The sequence below is a fragment of the Microcoleus sp. B3-D2 genome (assembly GCF_036705345.1).
In the GTDB taxonomy this organism is placed as follows: domain Bacteria; phylum Cyanobacteriota; class Cyanobacteriia; order Cyanobacteriales; family Microcoleaceae; genus Microcoleus.
In genome coordinates this window covers 47,341-65,990 of the sequence record NZ_JAUBUG010000026.1, presented here as the reverse complement: position 1 = coordinate 65,990, position 18,650 = coordinate 47,341, and the positions used below count along the sequence as shown (strand labels likewise).

Here is an 18,650-nt window from a genome sequence, read left to right as displayed (position 1 = left end):
CCCTTGAGTCATAATATAGACACTGAGGCTGTCAGCCCTTTATGAGTGGCGAGTCAAATATGTTACCTAGAATACATATTCACCATAAACACCGGTATTGAACACATGAGTAAACAATTATACAAAGTTTTTGACGAAGTAGAATTCAAAGCTCAACTGCTTGCTAAATACTGGAATAATTTTTATACAGAAATTTCCGAGCATTTACCAGATACATATCAGCCTGAAATGCAAGAACTGTCTATAAAGTTAGACGAGGCTTTAAGCACTCTGGTTGATGAACTCCGTAATCCAACTCTGACTCTGGCGACTACAGGAACCACCAGTAGCGGGAAAAGCACTTTGGTAAATTTGTTGTGTGGAGCCGAAATTGTCCCCGTAGCCGTAAGCGAAATGAGCGCAGGGGCAGTCACGATCGAATATAGCAAGGAAAAGTCTCTAATAATCCATGAAACACCAGGAGCATTGTGGGAATGTGGAGAGTGGAGAGGTATCAGAGAGGAAAAAATTTATCAGCGCTTATACCAAGTAATGATAAGTTATATCGAAAACAGAGAAAAAGAACCGAATTTAGCTTGCCCGCAATCTACAATATTTTACCCTTTCAGGCTTGTCAAAGAGTCTAAACTGGAACTACCACAAGGAACAAGGGTAAAAATTCTTGATTTACCTGGTTTGGCGTATGTGGGCGATCGAGGTAACGCAGATGTTATTAAACAGTGCCGAGAGGCATTGTGCATAGTCACATACAATAGTGCAGAAACCGATGCACATAAAGTAAAAAGCTTACTGCAAGAAGTTGTACAGCAGGTAAAAGATTTAGGTGGTTCTCCTGCACGTATGCTCTTTACTCTGAATCGGATTGACGTTTTTCGAGCCGACAAAAATTGGCCTGAAACAGAAAATCGCTTTGTTGAAAAAGCTAGACGTGATATAAAAAACGAATTGACTGAACAATTACAAGAATATACAGAAGATATTGAGAAGTTACAAGTTGTCAAACTTAGTACATGGCCTGCGCTACTCGCCCTTCAGATCCAAAATAATGATGATATCTATAGTGCTGAAGCCTGTAAAAAGGCAGACAACAATTTTAATGGATTAATTGATGAAGATCTATTAGAAGTCCTGCCACGTAACGTACAGAAATGGTCGAGACACGATCGAACCCGAGTTGCTGAAGCATTATGGAAAAAATCTTATGCAGAAGAGTTTCAGCAGCACTTAAAGGAACATATTACTCAACACTTTCCACAGTTAGTAATTCCACAAATTATAGAACGTTTTAATCGGGCTGCTGGAAATGCCGTAACGGAATGGGCTACACAAACAACAACAGCTATTCTTAATAGTTCAGAAGCAGATTATCAACAGGAATGCAAAAATATATCACGCATTAGGTCATCACTTGAAGGCTTCTTAGAAACTAGCGATGCAAACTTAAAAGAGCCGTTTGAAAAACTAGATACAAAAGTCAAACAGGTTCTCGCAAAACAGTCACAAGATGACGTTGTGAACTATATACGAACCATCATTTCGGAACTCCGACAAGTCGAACCATACGATAAATTAGGAGAAAAATTATTTCCACTTTCTTCATGGGAAAAAGAATTTCAAAAAGGAATTAATCAAGTATTAGAAGCAGTGGCAAAGTCTTTAGAAACTGGAAGGGTAGACTTAGACAGTCCGAATTTAAAAAGAGCAAATGTTTTAAATGTCAATTTACTCGCAAGAAACTTGAACCGTTTAGTTAACTTAGGCTACACGGCTTCCGTTGCTAAAGAAGGAAAAACAATGGAAGCAAGAACAGAGGCAGATAAAAACAAACTCAAACAACTCAATGAGGAACTCAATGAACTAGCTATCCATCTTAACATTGTTATACAAGATGTATTAAAACAGATATCTACTCAAGAATTAAATAGAATTCATCAGGCTGTGTCCGAATTGTTTCGTTGCCACTTGTCTTATTTGGAAAATGGAGCAAATGATCGTGCACCTGACATAGCGATAAAATTTCCAGAATCAGAACTGATTAAAGTCGAGAGTAATTTAAAATTTAATTTTCAGTTTAAAGCAGGATTTGCTATTACACAAGGGACTTGGGAAGAAGCAGTACAGGTTGAAAAACAAAAACGAACTTGGTATACATTGTGGATAGGTAAAAAAACCATTTATGAAACCGAGTATCAACCACGTTCGAGTGATAATGCTGAACTACCTAGCATAGAAAATTTACTTACAGGTTGGATAGAGCAGGCGAAAGGGGAAGAGTCAGAAAGAGTAAATCAAGTTGCACGCTGGTTACTAGAACAAATTGATTGTCTAAAAAAAAATGTAGACAAAATTCAGAGTGATATTATTGATCGTTATCAAGAAAGGCTCGATAAGGCAAACCAAGAAATTACCCTCGATTATGAAAAGCAAAGAAACATTTGGCAACCTATGAAACAAAAAGCTCAAAACCTAGCAGAAGAATTTTCGAGCTTGGACATAATCTTAAAACAGGAGTGTTAAATTCAAATGAGTATTAAGGAACGCAAATCAAATCTGCTATTGGAGCGATAAAGAAATGGATATTGAAAAAATGAGGGATGCTGCTAAAGCTCTTGAAAAAATGAGGGATGCTGCTAAAGCTCTCCAAGATGGTGTTGCTAAAGTATGGGAGGGGCTAAATTCTCAAGAACCAAAGAGGAAGCAAACGCAAGGAGACTCATCAAATAATAGACCACTTCTAGCTCCTTCTCCAAAAAAGTCTTCCGTATCTGTAGCTTTGTGTCTTCTTGTACCAGCATCGGTGGTAAGAGATATAGGAAATATCAAAAAAGATACTCCAATTAACATCTCTGATATAGAAACACTAATAGAAAATGCTTCATATTTTCTATGTACAAGTCCTGAAGATGCGAATACCATACAGCACCGTCTAAAATTAACTAACGAAGATATTACAGATGTAAGTGAACAAAGAGAATTTTACGTCAGGATTAACATTGCTGATGGAGAAGAAATGATGGGCAAGAAAGTACCATATATTTTGAAGAGAAATCTCCCTTCTAATGGACAAGGTATGGTGGAAAAATTAGATTGTCTGGAATATCTATCTGTATCTGGCTTAGAAAACTTTAACCGCGTGTAAGGAATACATCAATGGACTGGAAAACAGCTTCTTCTTACTATGAGACTCGTCTCACTGACGCTTTAAGCATCCAAAGACACGCGGTAAATTTAGCCAACTTACCCCAAGCTGAAGTTCCGGCTCGATTAAAAGAGGTACTTTTACAAGAAGCAGAACCTACTCGCCGCCAACTTGAAAGACTTAGAAAGCGTGAGTTTCGCATCGCTGTTGTCGGGCTAGAAAAAGCCGGAAAAAGCACATTTATTAATGCTTGGCTAGAATGCGATTTACTTCCAGCCAAGGGAGGAAGATGTACATTTACAACCACGCAAATTTATTCAGTTGAAAATGAGTCCGAACAAAGGCTGGAAGTACAAGCGAGAACTGATGAAGAGTTTATCAATTTACTAAAAGAACTTGAGAAAGTAGGGGCGAAAGAAGACCTAAATACTATAAAACTAAACGAAGTAACTTTACAACAGGTAAAAAGAGAAGGTAATCTTACTTTTCCCTTTACTAGACTGGAAGATATTAGGGAACCGCTAAAGAAGTATGTAGCCGATGAAAAGTATGCTCACGCTGTTTTAGAAGCTCGACTTTATACTAACAAACTTGCTCAAGCTGAAGGTATCGTTTTTTATGATGTTCCGGGTTTAGATTCTGGTTTAGCAAAGCACGTTGATGAAGCACAAGAGATGCTGTCTGACTGTGATGCTGTGATATTGGTACAACGATTTACGAGCCTCCGAGAAAAGGAACTAGAAATAATAAAATTTACAGAACTTGGTGATAAAAACGTTACCGTTGCTGATAAGCTCTTTGTTTTTTTAAGTCGCATTGATTCAATAGCCAGTGCAGAAGCCCTTAAAACACATATAGAAGAAGCTTCTCTAGACTGGTTAAGGCGTGCAAACCTTCCCAGCGATCGCATTGTATATGGTTCAGCGGGAGCCTACTTAATTTTGAAGGGTTTAGCGGGAGAACAGACTAAGCTAGAGATTGGAGAAGTCAGTAACATTCAATCTCAGTTGAAGAGATTAACTGGAATTACCGATGGAGAGACTATTACTAAAGATGGCACGGGCATCCCAGAAATTAAAGACAAAATATTTAACTATATCAACACTGAGCGTGTATCTATTTTAAAGAAAAGATGCGAAGCGTCTATCAATAAAATTATCAGCAATTCTGAAGAGATTTATATTACAGTTAGCAAAAAATATCCTGAAAATCCTGAAGAAGCAAAGCTATTTGAAGAAAATAATCGACGAGTTTTATTTACAGAATGGTGGAAACAAAAATGGGAAATAATTAGAGCTGACTTACAAAAATATTACGAACATTCTGTTGTCAACAAACCTTTAGAGAGTTCAAGTGCTAAGTCATTCACTCAAATAGAAAAATTTAGAGAACGATATTTACAAATCGTTGAGGCAGAAATGAAGAAACTTAGGGAGGAAACATTTAAAAAGAAAGATACGATTTTTCTGGCCAACTCAAATCCCGAGTTCGATCGCATGAAAGCCAATTTTGCTTGGCGTGATAGTTTGTACGGCGATATTAGTAAGCTTTTATCTTCAATTGCTCATCAACTTGCTTTAGAACTTAAGGATGAAGCATTAAAATTAGTTGACTACATGACAAGTTTATTATGGGAAAGTAACCAAGTAAAATTCAGGCTAATTGAAAGTTCAGAGGAGTATTTTTTGGCAAAACTCGAAAATAGCTTAAGCGTATTATTTTTACGCTTTGCCCGTCCTGTTGCTGAAGCGCTGATTCGCGGCCCAGTTAATAGTGATACTCGAAATAAAATCATCAAAAGTTTAGGAGTAGATATTGAAATTGTTGATAACTACTATAGTGGCGAAGAAGCTGCCTTTAAAATTCTCAAAAAATATGTAAAATATGGATCGGATTTACTATTTAATGCTGAGCTTCGGCAACAAGTCTTAGGAGTGGCAGGAGTAGCGACACAAATTGCTGGGGTAGCAACGCAAATAGTGGTAGATGTTTCTAAAGACCTGATATCTGCACCAGACTCTGTAGTTTTTGAGGTAGAGAATGATATTAATGCGTTTGAAGAATACCTACGCTATGCAATTTTCGGTGCGTCTGGTTTCGAGTCATACTGTATTCAAGAACTGAAGGGTTTAGTTGATAGTTTTAGAGACAAAGAAGGTACTTGGACTGGAGTTGCTCTCAATGAATGGTTGCAGGGAAATTTAATTCTATTTGCTGAAATACCTAATAACTTGAAGTCAAAAGAATCGAATTTAGAAGTTAGCGAACGATTAAGGCAATTATCTATTGCCTTAAAAAGAAGTCGTTCTTAGCTGCCCTAGTGATATCAATTCCGGTTGTATCGAATGATTAAAAGGCAGAGGACGCAGAGGATAGAGAGAAAGGGAAGAGAGAGATAAATAATTCCCTTCCCAACGGATTTGATATAAGTTATCTGAGATACCCAACTTATTTAAGAAGTTGGGTATGTGTGTATTATCTTTTTTATCCTGCTTCCGGCACCCTCACCTTATTACCAATCAAATTCAGAAAACTCGTTCCAAAATGTTGAATCTCCAAAAAATTAGCATAAGCAGGAGTTGACTTGTAAACTCTAAAAGTCCGCATAATGCCTAAAGTCGCGGCACTTTCCAGCGGGCCGATAAAGCTAGTATCTCTGTCCAAAAAATGAGACTGCTTAGCCCAGTGTGCCATCTGTTCCGCATTCAAAAAATAGCAGCCGGAATGAGGATTCAACGCCCGCTCAAAAGCGACTGTTTGTTCCATGATTTTTCCCATTAACTGCCGCTGCTCCTCTACATTTTGAAACGGAGAAGTAGCTGATTCTGCTAAATCACCATCAACATATGCTTTAAAAACCGCGCCTTTAGGCGCTATTTCATAGCGATTAGGTTGCAGCAAATTCCCATTTCCCCCGTGATGCGTAAACCACTTTAATTTACTAAAAAACCACGGATCGTGCAGAACTAAATCATCTTCCAAATAACAAAAATAATCGTATTTGTCTAGACACGCTCGCAAAACTGCTTGACACTCAAACCCCAAAAGCAGCGGTTCGCATTTGGTAGCGTGGTGCATAAAACATCTGGGCTGCACTGGCAGTTGAGGCAAGAGATGATAACCTTGAGTAGTGCAAACAACAATGTCAATTTCGTGCTGTTGAGATTGATTTGCTGGGATAGTTGCACATTCGCTAATGTCAATCATGGACTGAGATTTGCCGTACAAAGCTTGCAGCGCTGTCACGCAAGCGGTTAAAGCATTCAGTCGTGGTTGCGGATCATTTCGCTGGGAAGCGTGTTTCCCCTCGCCGCTGGGATTGTAAAAGTGAGCAATAGTGAATAGAATTCGCATTGGTGTGGAGTAACAATTAGAAATTAAACAATACAACAGTAAGATCGCACAATAACCCTATAAATCTTACCGCATTTAGTCACCAAATAACTCCGGCAGGCGATCGCGCAACTCAGCATTTAAACGTGGCAACTCGTCCCGCATCTGTAAGTACCAATCTCGCCGCTGTCGGTAGTGCCCGCACAGCAAGCGGTTGTCGCGCACCCATTCGTAAGCATTCGCGGCTATTTCCCGGCGCCCAGAAGTGTCTGAAATCAGCGAATTTAGTTTGGTTTCAAACTCTTTTTCATATCTATAAATCAATCCTGTTTCACCTTCGACTATCGAATGTTCGTACACAGTGGGACTTGCCAGCACCGCTACTCCCCGCGCTGCACATTCAATAAATTTTAAGTCGGATTTTGTTTCGTTAACCGGGTTGGAAACAAGCGGGAGCAAAGCTATATCGCAACTGTACATGATTTCTTGATACCGTTCGTAACTGCAAAATGGTTCAAATTCTTTTTGCTGTATTTTCAAGGATTCAAAAAATTTTCTGTCGTGGATTACTTTAACTCGAATCCGGTGCTTGTGTGCGACTAAAACTCGATTCAGTGCTGCCATAATCGGCTGCCAATCTTTTTCGCGGTTGAGTGCACCAAAAAAAATTGTGACTGTATCTTCTGCCGGATAAATTCGCGGCGGAGGTAGATAAGCTAAGTGATTGGGAAATACAGCCACATTTGGATTGTATTGGCGCAAAATTTTTGCGAGGGGTTCTGTAGAAGTTTGCACGCAGTGACAGCCGCGATAGCTGAGGTAATTATTATCTGCATATTCGCGGCGGCGGATCGGATTGTCGTCAATTTCAGCTACTATTAAATAGCCTTGTTGCAACAGTTCTTTGAGTTGGGGAATATAGCCGGGATATTGCATAATTGTCCGCTGCCAGATGAAAACTTTTTCTTCTTCCGGCAGAGGGGGAATTAATCCTGCTGTTTTCACGCCGGATACGGTGCGGACACCGGGAATTGTGGCGCTAAATTTGTCCGGTTCCAAAACTCGCACGCGATCGCACCCTGTAGGAGCCATAATGATAGTCTGAATCAGCAGTCGGCGCGCAGGTACGGTCGATTTGGTCGATCGCACGATATAATGTTCAGCACCAGTTTCCGTAGCAAAACTGCTCGATGTGAGCTCTAAAGCCTTTACCATTGGATGCAGTAATTCCTGAAAGTGGACAAAATTTTCGGTTTTGTGTCCCTTCCCTTGAAATTCATAAACCTGCAATCCGGCTTGAGCAAATAGTGATTTAATACTTTCTAGGGTAAACCAGTGCTGCATCTTGCTGTCGGGATTCTCCCACTGTCCCCGCAGCAGATTGACAATTCGCCGCCAGTATTGAACATTAGGGATTCTGGCGAGAATTTGCCCCTCTGGATTCAGCAAACCACTGTACTGCTTGAGGACTTCCCAGGGATTTTTCAGATAGGGTAGCAAGTCGCCGAAAATTAAGCAATCGACGGTTCCTGGAGCGATGTCGAGACTTTCGAGGGCAATTTCTTCAATATCGGCTACAGTCACCCAGTTTAGCCGATCGACCGCAATTTTAGCTTTTTCTCGATCGCATTCAATGCCCATATACTGACAATGGGGATTGATCAGCTTGTACTGTTCGCCCGTCGAACCCGTACCGCAGCCAATTTCGACAATGACTTTAGCATCCGGCGGTAGCAGCTTCAAGAAGTCGTGGTTGGCGCGATCGATCACTTTGTCTAAAATTCCTGATTAGTTTATCGTAAAATAAAACACAGCAACCCATGCCGACAGACAACCAGCCGAAGGTTAGCATTGCGATGCCAGTATACAATGGCGCTCGCTATCTTTGTCAAGCACTAAATTCTCAGTTGCGAACTTTTTTTCTTTTCTATTCTCTTGGTGTGCGTTAAGAGCGTTTCCTGTAAATCTTATTCACCAATCCTCCAGGATTGCTATATGTTAGCAAATATTCGGCAAAATTATAATTTATTCTCTACCTACCCTTTTTTAGCGCAATTGAGCCGATCAATTAATTCTGCTTTTCCTCAAAAAATCCACACTACACTGTGCTAAATACATTAGAAACTATGAACCCTAATCTAGGAATGAACATCGCCGGCTACATCAACGGCGAATTTGGCATAGGAGAAGGTGTCCGAGCAAATATCAGGGCTGCAGAAGCCGCCAACATTCCCTTCGTCATCAACAATTTTACCCGCAGTCCCCACCGCAAGAAAGACACCACCTATCAAAATTTTAGCCAAGATAATCCCTATCCCGTAAACTTAATTCAAGTCAACGCAGATGAAGTTGCAACCTTTATCAAACATATAGGTTCCAGTTATTTTGACAAAAAATACAACATCGGCTTTTGGGCCTGGGAACTTCCCGCCTTTCCCCCGGAATGGCAGCCCGCATTTAATCACTTTCACGAAATATGGACTTACAGCAACTATTGCGCCGAAGCAATTGCCGCAGTTGCGCCAATTCCCGTTATCAAAATCATGCCTAGTATTGCTCTCCCCGCACCTTCCCTGAACAGAGAAGCACTGAATTTACCGAAAAATAAATTTATTTTCTTGTTTGTCTTCGACTTTTCTAGCCGCATCGAGCGCAAAAATACTTTAGCGACAATTAAAGCATTTAAACAAGCTTTTGGGGAAGATGACAGCGTATTATTGGTCATCAAATCTTCTAATTCCAACAAATTTTCAGCGGCGCAAGCATCCTTAAACTCAGCCATAGCAAATAATTCAAATATCAAACATCTAGACGGCTATTTGTCCAAACCTAAAATTAACGGCTTGCTCTACAATTGCGACTGTTACGTATCGCTGCACCGCTGCGAAGGATTTGGCTTAACAATGGCTGAGGCTATGTTTTACGGCAAACCCGTAATTGCCACCGGCTATTCATCAAATACAGAATTTATGAATGTCGGAAACAGCTATTTAGTCAAGTATAAGTTAATCCCAATTGAGAAAGATTGCGGGTCTTACAAAAAAGGCAATGTTTGGGCCGAACCGGATGTCGAACACGCTGCGGATTTAATGCGTCATGTCTTCAACAATTACCGGGAAGCTCAGCAAGTTGGAAGAATAGCTTCTGATGAAATTAAGACTTTACTGAATCCGCCAACTGTCGGGAGAAAAATTCAAAACCGTCTCGAATATATTGCCGAAATTACAGATAATTTCAAAAGCTTGGAGCGCGGAATACGGAAAAAGTCCTCTCAGGGGGCGACAGTAAAAAATGCACGACCTTTAGTTAGTATTTGTATTCCCACATACAACGGAGCGGCATTTATTGGCGAAGCGATTCAAAGTGCGATCGCCCAAACTTACCCTAACATAGAGCTGATTATATCCGACGACGGTTCCACAGACGAAACAGTTGCGATCGCCCAATCCTTCCAATCCCAAACCTCGGTCGATTTCCGCATCGTACTGCACCGCAACTACGGCTTATCACAAAACTGGAACTTTTGCATATCTCAAGCAAAAGGTCAATACATTAAGTTTTTATTTCAAGACGACTTGCTTGCACCAGAATGTATTGAAAAAATGGTCGCCCTCGCCCAACAAAACCAAGAAATAGGTATGGTTTTCTCCCCGCGTGGCATCACCATAGCTGACAATGAATCTAACCCGATTTTGCGCCTAGCTTCCCAATCAATTAAAGATTTGCATAAAAGTTGGTCAAATTTAAAATCTATTCAGCCCGGAAAAGAATTACTGGCTGATACTAACTGCTTGAACAACCCGATAAACAAAATTGGCGAACCGAGTACCGTCTTAATTGCCGCGCGAGTCTTTGAAGAAATAGGATTATTTGATTCGGGATTATCTCAGTATGTAGACTTAGATATGTGGTGGCGAATCATGGGCAACTATCATATCGGATTTGTAGAAGAAAAACTGTCCTCACTGCGGATTCATCCCGAACAACAAACTTGGAAAAACTTCGCGGCTGGGGAAAATCATAAGGATGTAGTCAGATTTTACAAAAAACTACTAAATAGTCCAGATTACAGTTTCTTGAATCAACAAATCAAACAGACAATCCGCCAAAAGTTGGCATTGAGAACCCAGCCGAGTTTATCGGAATTGTCAGCAATGCTTGATCAATACAATAAATTCCCCTCAAAACAGCCTCTTCTCGCCCTGCGCCCCTACCGCCAACAGCTAGCTGAATATTGGCTGAATTTGCCATCGAAAAAATTTGAAAGTGCTTACTCGAAAGACATGGGGAAAGCTCATAAATTGCTCCTAGATAGCGCCCTCAAAAATGAAACTTTAACTGAGGAAGAACAAAGTTTTGTCCAGCAGTTATCCTCGAAACTTGCTGAAGGAGGGGAAATTGCCGAGAAGATTCAATATCTCCTCGCAGCGATGCTGTACCGCGACGCTTATCAGTTGCCACTTGAGTATAACAATGCAGCGATTCCCCAGTGGTTTTTTGACGACTTTTTGAAATTTATATTTCAGTCTCCCGGTTATTTTAAACAAAACGGGGAAATAGAAAGGTACTCTGAATATTTCCAGCAGTTAATCAAGTATGTCGCTGCTAATATCGCCAGTTTTCCAGATTCAGAAGTGTGGCGTTATTTGGCGGCTTTTATTGCGAAAAAAGTTAGCTTCCAAGCTTTGTACTTGAGCGAAGCAAATTTGCTGAATGTATTGAGTCATCGAGCGGATATTCTGGAATTTTATTTGAAGACTATCGGCTGTCAAATCGAATGGAATTTTATTCAAAAAGAATCGGAAACAACTAAAATACGAGTTGGCTTTTTGCTTGATAAAATTAGTGAGGAATTCGATACTCGTGCAGCAATTACGAGTTTTGAATATTTAGACAGAAACAAATTTGAAATTATCGTGTACCATTTCCAGGTACAAGACGATCGACTGAGGAAATATTGCGAAAATTGCGCCGACAAACTGGTGCAACTGTCAGAAGATTTGCCCAATCAAGTTCGAGAAATGCGATCGCACGATTTAGATATTCTGCTAATTTGCACCAATACTACCAACACTTCTCAACCAAGCGCCCTCCTGTGCCTGCACCGACTAGCCCGGGTGCAAATAGCTACCGGTGCATCAACCCCCGCCACCACGGGCGCCCGAAATATAGATTATTTCCTTGCGGGAGATTTGACATTGCCTGCAGATGCAGCAGCAGAGTATCGCGAAAAATTAATTACTTTAAAAGGCTCGGGAGTTTGTTTAAGCTATACTGTAGAATCAGCACCTGCCCGAGTTGAACCTACTCGCAGCAGTTGGGGAGCCAGCGACGAATCTGTAGTGTTCATGTCCGGCGCTCAAGCTTTTACAATTATCCCAGAATTGAGAGAAACTTGGGCAAAAATTATTGCGGCGGTACCAAATTCTATTTTAGTTTTGTATCCCTTTAGTTCCGGCAATGAAAACTATCCGACGGTGCCTTTTTACAAACAAATTAGATCGCTCTTTGCCGAATTTGGGGTAGACAAAAAGCGCTTAGTTGTGATTAAAGCGCTGCCATCTCGCGCCGATTACATAAAATGTCTGGAATTGGCTGATATATATTTAGACTCCTATCCATACAGCAGTGCCTGCTATGCGGCAGAAGCGCTGTTGGTGGGGTTGCCTGTAGTTGTAAGAAAAGGGCAAACAACTCGCTCGCGACAATCAGCCGCCGTGCTTGAAGAACTGCTACTTCCGGAACTGGTAGCAAACAGCGAGAACACTTATTTAGAGCTCAGCACAGCACTGGGAACCAAGCCAGAACTGCGCCAGCACTACCGCGATCGAATCCAGCAAAAAATGGCGGCAAACCCGAAATATCTCGACAGTCGCGCTTGCTCGACCCAACTCGGCACACTCTTTGAAAGACTATTCCGAGAGTGAAGGAAGAAGGAAGTTCAGCAACTAAGCAGTGTACGGGATTTAACGAATGGATGTTGAGGGAAGAAGGAAGATGCCAGAAGTAAAGATTTTCCCACTCTCCCACTCTCGCATCCCGATACCATTATGAGAGCTGCGGGGAACCCCTCGGTAGGCAGAGCGTCAAGAAATAGACAGCAATAGCGCTAGCCCACTGACGGTCTGCTATCATCGGGGAATCGAGGGGTTAGTGGTTGTCGCTCTTTTCCTGCCACAGCTAAATTAAAAGGGGAAGCGCAAGTCAGTTGGAGATAAAAAAATGACAGGACTTTTTCAAATAGGCGATAAATTACTGCAAGCTCAGGATATGCCATCGCTCCTGAAGCGGTACCAGTTAATGCCGCAATTCTTGCGGGGTGTAATAGTAGACCAAGCGATCGCATCCTTTAGTTGCAGCGACGAAGAACGCAAATCCGCCGTCGAGAACTTTCTGGCACAACACCAACTGACAGCCCCCGAAGCTAAAGAAGCTTGGCTGCGCGGCCAAAACATGACGGAAGAAGAACTTCAAGAGATGGCCGTGAGGCCCTTGCTGATCGAAAAATTTAAGCAAGCCACTTGGAGACCTAAAGTAGATAATTATTTTTTAACCCGCAAAGCCAGCCTAGACCACGTAGTCTATTCCCTGGTACGCACCAAAAATCCAGCACTGGCAAACGAACTTTACTTTCGCATCCTGGAAGGGGAACAAACCTTTGCAGAAGTGGCCCGCGAGTATTCCGAAGGGCCCGAGTCCAAGTCAGGCGGCTTGTTGGGCCCAGTACCCCTCTCGCAGCCCCACCCGGCAATCAGCAAACTTTTGTCCGTCAGCCAGCCAAATCAACTCTGGACGCCACGTCCTCTGGCAGAATGGATGGTAATTATTCGACTAGAAAAGTTCATGCCGGCCCAGCTCGATGAATCGATGCGGCTGCACTTGATTAACGAACTCTTTGAAAGCTGGCTCGCCGAACAGATATCGCAAATAGGCCCGCTACAGCCCCTCTCTTCCGTGTCTTCAATATCATGACTTCTTCCGCTGTTTCCCTCTCCCAAATTCAGGATTTCCTAGCTAAAACACCTCCCTTTGACCGACTCTCAGAGACGGCTCTGTCAGCCTTGGTGGCTAAATGCCAACTCCTCGGCTACCGGACGGGGCAGCCCCTGTTTGAACGGGAAAAAATGCCGACTCAGGTGGCAATTATCTATCAAGGCCAGGCCCGGCTGCTGGGCTTTGACCAGCGCTCGCAGCGCCACGTAAGTTTACGCTTGGTTCAGTCCAAGGAAATCCTTGGCTGGGCTGGCTTGCTCAGGGGAGTTCCCTGCGAGACGGCGATCGCCTCTACAGATGTGATCGCGATCGTCCTACCTGCCGAAGATTTCCTGAGCGTAGTGGAAAAACAGCCGACCTTTGGAGAAGCCTTTCGCGAACACTGTTCCTTGAGCGAAGTATTTGAACTGTTGAGCCTGGAGTTGCAGCGCCAAGCCGACGGCACTTCCAATCTCAAGGAACTCACCCTGCAAGCTTGGCAAGACGCGACTGTTGTCAACGTGCCAAACGGCAACAAAAAAACTCAAGACATCGCCAAAGAGCTAGATGCCGATCGAGTTTGGCTTGTCAGCAGCGGCGTCTTGGGCGACTTTCCCACGGGCAGCCGCTTCTCTGTGGAAAACGCAGCCAAATCCTTAAAAGTAGAAGGTCGCCTCGGCGCCCGCTTGGTCGGCTTCCGGGAACCCCCAGAACCTCAACCCGAAACAGAGTCATCAAATGGCACGACAGAGACAGCAGGGGGGCAGAAGCCGCCCGGCGGAAAAGTCATCGAGCTTACAATCGCCCCAGACCGTCCCCCAGAACCCAAAACCGACCAACCAAAGGATGCGGCGAGATACCCAGTTTTCCGCGCCAAAGGGCAGATTGACAGTCCGCTAGCTTGCTTCCAGATGTTGAGCAAGTATTTCGGCCTCAAATTTCGTCGAGATATCATCCGCAAAGTTCTAGAAAATCAGTTAAAAACCGCTGGTTCTATCAGTATGCAAGCCTGCGGGGCGATCGCCCAAAGCATCGGCCTCACGCCTCAATTGGCGCAAGTGCCAGCAGAAGCCATCAACCGCATCAAAGCCCCCGTAATGATTAAATGGCAAGATAGCTTTGCCATTATTTACAGCATCACCGAGCAAGAATTGGTGCTCGCCACGCCCGAACAGGGGCTGATGCGGAAGCGGATACCCCAGTTTAAAGAAATCTGGGGCGAATCAGGAGAAGTTCTGCTGCTACAAGCTCCGCAAGTTGAGCAAAAAGAGCAGTTCAGCTTCTGGTGGTTTGTGCCGGCCCTCATGGAACACAAGACAGTGTTTTTTGAGGTGTTGCTCGCTTCGTTTTTTGTACAGTTATTTGGTCTTGCCAACCCATTAATCAGCCAAATAATTATTGATAAAGTATTAGGTCAGCGCAGCATTGACACATTGGATATTTTGGGGGCATTTCTGTTAGGTGTTGCCCTGTTTGAAGGACTGCTCAACGGTTTGCGTACCTTTTTGTTTATAGATACCTCAAACCGCATCGATGTCAAATTGAGTGCGGAGGTAATCGACCACTTGCTCCGGCTGCCCCAAAATTACTTTGACAATCGGCGCGTCGGAGATTTGGTCTACAAATTCAGCATGATGGGCCAGATTCGGGAATTCATGACGAGTACAGCTCTGACAGTGGTTCTCGATGCGGTATTTTCGGTGGTTTACGTCGCCGTTATGCTCTCCTACAGCGTGCAGCTAACGTTTGTATCTTTGGCAGTGGTACCGATACTGGGGCTGATGATTGTTCTAATCAATCCGCTGGTGCTGCGCCTAATCAAACAGAGAAATATGCGTTTTGCTGACTCTCAATCTTATCTAGTGGAAGTAGTTAGCGGGATTCAAACTGTTAAGGCTCAAAATATTGAATTGAAATCCCGTTGGGAATGGTCGAGCCGCTACGCAAAATACATTACAGCCAGTTTTAAAACAATTATCACGGGGACTGCGGCCGGTACGATTAGTGCCTTTTTAAACCAGGTGGGTAACTTAGCTCAGTTGTGGGTGGGAGCTTATTTGGTACTGGGAAATGAGATTACTTTGGGTCAGTTGATTGCTTTCCGAATTATTTCCGGGAACGTGACTGGTTCGCTGCTGCGTTTTGTGAGCGTGTGGCAGAGTTTCCAAGAAGTCTCGATGTCGATCGATATGCTTAAGGATGTGGTCGATACGCCGACGGAAACCAGCGATGAAGACCGGAGCAATATCCCGCTGCCGGCAATTCAAGGGCAGGTTACTTATGAGGAGGTTTCGTTCCGATTCCTAGAGAGCGGTCCACTGCAATTGGCTAATGTTAATTTGGAATTTCCCGCTGGCAGTTTTGTGGGAATTGTGGGGGGAAGCGGTTCCGGTAAAAGTACGGCGATGAAGCTGTTGCAGCGTCTTTATCCGCCGCTGTCGGGCCGGATTTTTATTGACGGCTATGACATTTCTAAGGTGGAACTGTACTCGCTTCGCAGCCAACTTGGGGTAGTGCTACAAGATACTTTGCTTTTTAACTGTACTGTTCAGGAAAATATTGCTCTGAGCAATCCCGATGCGAGTACGGATGAGATTGTGCGAGCTGCGAAATTAGCGGTGGCTCACGATTTTATTATGGGCTTGCCTGCTGGCTACAATACGATAGTCGGAGAGCGGGGTGCGTCGCTTTCTGGGGGTCAAAGGCAGCGTTTGGCGATTGCCCGCACGATTTTGCAAAACCCGAAACTGCTGATTTTGGACGAAGCTACAAGCGCCCTCGACTACCATTCCGAACGCCAAGTTTGCAATAACTTAGCAGAAGCTTTCGCCGGCCGCACGGTGTTTTTCATTACTCACCGCCTGACTACCATCCAAAACGCTGATCTAATTATTATGATGGATCAAGGTTCGGTAGTCGAGCGGGGAACTCATAAAGAATTAATGGCTCTTAAAGGGCGTTACTACTGCCTCTTCCAACAACAAGAGTCCTCGAATACCTAATATCTAACAACTCACAACCGCTCGCTAACGCTTAACAACTGAGAACTAACAAATGGCTATGAAATCGTTAATACTTTCTGAGCAACCAGTCATTCTCGAAAAACCAGCGATTTGGTCGCACTTGTTTTTGTGGATGATCATGCTGATGACCACTTCTGCTGTAGTTTGGGCTTATTTTGCTAGCGTAGAGCAAGCTGTCCCCGCTGTAGGGCAATTAGAGCTCAAAGATGGTGCTAGAGACATCCAAGCACCTGCTACGGGCGCTGTGGTGAGACTTCACGTTGAAAATGGCGATCGCGTGGAAAAGAACCAGCCTCTGCTCACTTTCAACCCCCTTGCACCCAGTGCCGATTTAACATCGATTCAGAAAACTAAAGAAGCTCTGGAAAAGGAAAACAAATTTTACGAAGATGTTGTCAGTGGCAAAATTCAAGGCGCTGTGCCTTCTAACCTAGAATCAACAATCAAGGACAGACAGAGCCTCACGGCACAAAATCAAGTGCTGCAAGCTTTGATTGACGAGCTGTACCTCAACAGGGGAGCCAGCGGAAATTTTGATGCCGCCCAGCAAGGACTTTATGTTAATTATCGATCGGAATTTCTGTCTCGCGTCGCCGCTGCTCAAGGCCAAGTTCAGGAGTTGGAAAAACAACTGAAGCAAGCTCAGGATGCTGAGAAAGCCGCCGGCGATCAAATGACAGTGGCACAGCAACAATTGGGTTTTGCCCAGAACCAATTAAATTATGCTCAGCAGCAGTTAGCTTCTTCGCAAGAGCAAGTAAAATCAGCCCTGGCTCAGAGAGATTTGGCCCAAGAACAGTTAGCGAAATCCCAACAAGTATTGAAGTCGAATCAAAACATTCTAGGGAGACTCGCCCCCCTTGTAGAGGAAGGAGCCATCGCTGAACTGCAAAAAGAACGTCAAGAACAAGATGTTTTCAGAGGCCAAAGCGACGTTCTCAAACAGCAAGATCAAATCAAGCAGCGCGAAGGTGAAATCAACTCTCGCAAAGGCGAAATTAACACGCGCCTCGGTGAGATCAATACGCGCCGAGGCGAAATTAACGCCCGTCAAGGTGACATCCAAAAAATTACTGCTGAAATACAGCGTCACCAAGGAGAGCAAGCGCGCCTTCAGGAGTCCATCGCCCGCGCCGAAGAACAGTTGAAAAACACCAAGGATACCTGGGCGAAAGAACTTTATACCAAAATTGCTGAAAACCAGAAACAAATTGCCAGCAGCGATTCTCAGCTAAGCCGCTTCAAAGTGGAAAACCTGAAAAAGCTGTCCGAGGTGAACGCTCAGCTAGAAAAGGCTCAACAAAACCGCGACACTCAAGTGATGAAGGCTCCGGTATCGGGGGTAATCTTTGATTTGAAGCCTTCTACGAAGGAGAAAGCTAAGTTGGATATGGCGAAAGATCCGATATGCCAATCCATTATTAATACGGTGCTGAAACCGGGCGAACCGCGCCCAGCACGCTGCGAAGAAGCTTATTACGAAGCGCAGCAAACTGAAAAGCTGCTCAAAGTTTTGGATGACGAAAACGGTCTGGAAGCAGTGGTTTACCTGGAAAACAGCAATGTGGCTCTGGTATTGGATGCTTTGAGACAGAAGCGGGCAAAATTGGAGGCGTATCACGGCAAGCAATTAGACGGAGAAAAGATTGACTGCGAAACAGGTAAAAGTTGCGTTTGTCCAGAGAAGGAAGTTAACAGAGAGAAACTGGGTTTGACGAAATACCAATGCGTGCCTGTGGAAGTGAATGTAGAAGCTTTCCCGGCGATGGAGTTTGGTACTGCTGAGGGTGAAGTGATAGAGATTAGCAGCGATGCTGAGCCTCCTACTGAGCTGCGGAAATACTACGCTTTCAAAACCAAAATAAAGCTCAAAAATCAGAAGTTTCTTTTGAACAAGGGCAAGGCAAATGAAGTGGAGGTTAACTTGCAGTCGGGAATGTCCGTGAGTTCTAATATTAATATTGGCAAGCGGACTGTTTTGCAGATGTTTATCAACCGATTTACTGGGAAAATGGATACGTTCAAGACTATTAAGTAATTCGGTTAACCGCTATAAAGAAGTAGGGTGCGCCGAGCGCACCTTGCCGCTATAAGTAAATACCACCTCCTTGATAAAATTAGGTGGTTAAAACCCCTCAAAAGTCAAACTTTCGTCTGCGGCTAGACTCAGCTTCGCCGAACGT

Annotated in this window: 9 protein-coding genes; 7 read left to right on the top strand and 2 right to left on the bottom strand. The window is 43.5% G+C overall.

Annotation, left to right across the window (positions count from 1 at the left end; genetic code table 11):
- Window positions 1–105: 105 nt before the first annotated feature.
- From QUB14_RS12280 to QUB14_RS12270, 3 genes are read left to right on the top strand one after another with little or no spacing between them, the layout of a single operon-like run.
- On the top strand, window positions 106–2,517 hold the full coding sequence (locus QUB14_RS12280; protein WP_333217248.1) for a dynamin family protein: 2,412 nt from the start codon (window positions 106–108) through the stop codon (window positions 2,515–2,517).
- A gap of 55 nt (window positions 2,518–2,572) precedes the next feature.
- Window positions 2,573–3,139 carry a hypothetical protein gene (locus QUB14_RS12275; protein ID WP_333217247.1) on the top strand — a complete coding sequence of 189 codons (567 nt, stop codon included), beginning with the start codon at window positions 2,573–2,575 and terminating at the stop codon, window positions 3,137–3,139.
- 11 nt (window positions 3,140–3,150) lie between these two features.
- Window positions 3,151–5,451: a dynamin family protein gene (locus QUB14_RS12270; protein WP_333217246.1), complete on the top strand. Its 2,301-nt coding sequence runs from the start codon at window positions 3,151–3,153 to the stop codon at window positions 5,449–5,451.
- A gap of 172 nt (window positions 5,452–5,623) precedes the next feature.
- Here the strand turns inward: QUB14_RS12270 and QUB14_RS12265 are convergent, their stop codons facing one another.
- Window positions 5,624–6,493: a calcium-binding protein gene (locus tag QUB14_RS12265; RefSeq protein ID WP_333217245.1), complete on the bottom strand. Its 870-nt coding sequence runs from the start codon at window positions 6,491–6,493 to the stop codon at window positions 5,624–5,626.
- A gap of 75 nt (window positions 6,494–6,568) precedes the next feature.
- On the bottom strand, window positions 6,569–8,242 hold the full coding sequence (locus tag QUB14_RS12260) for a methyltransferase domain-containing protein (RefSeq protein ID WP_333217244.1): 1,674 nt from the start codon (window positions 8,240–8,242) through the stop codon (window positions 6,569–6,571).
- A 356-nt stretch (window positions 8,243–8,598) separates the two neighbouring features.
- On the opposite strand from QUB14_RS12260, the gene QUB14_RS12255 reads away from it, so the two are divergent.
- From QUB14_RS12255 to QUB14_RS12240, 4 genes are all read left to right on the top strand, one after another.
- On the top strand, window positions 8,599–12,399 hold the full coding sequence (locus tag QUB14_RS12255; RefSeq protein WP_333217243.1) for a glycosyltransferase: 3,801 nt from the start codon (window positions 8,599–8,601) through the stop codon (window positions 12,397–12,399).
- 295 nt (window positions 12,400–12,694) lie between these two features.
- Window positions 12,695–13,444, top strand: a complete 750-nt coding sequence (locus QUB14_RS12250) for a peptidylprolyl isomerase (RefSeq protein WP_190656712.1) — start codon at window positions 12,695–12,697, stop codon at window positions 13,442–13,444.
- Window positions 13,441–16,446, top strand: coding sequence for a peptidase domain-containing ABC transporter (locus QUB14_RS12245; RefSeq protein ID WP_333217242.1), 3,006 nt, complete (start codon window positions 13,441–13,443; stop codon window positions 16,444–16,446). The genes QUB14_RS12250 and QUB14_RS12245 overlap by 4 nt, the downstream gene beginning before the upstream one ends.
- 58 nt (window positions 16,447–16,504) lie before the next feature.
- Window positions 16,505–18,505: a chromosome partitioning protein ParA gene (locus QUB14_RS12240; protein WP_333217241.1), complete on the top strand. Its 2,001-nt coding sequence runs from the start codon at window positions 16,505–16,507 to the stop codon at window positions 18,503–18,505.
- The last annotated feature ends 145 nt before the right edge of the window (window positions 18,506–18,650 follow it).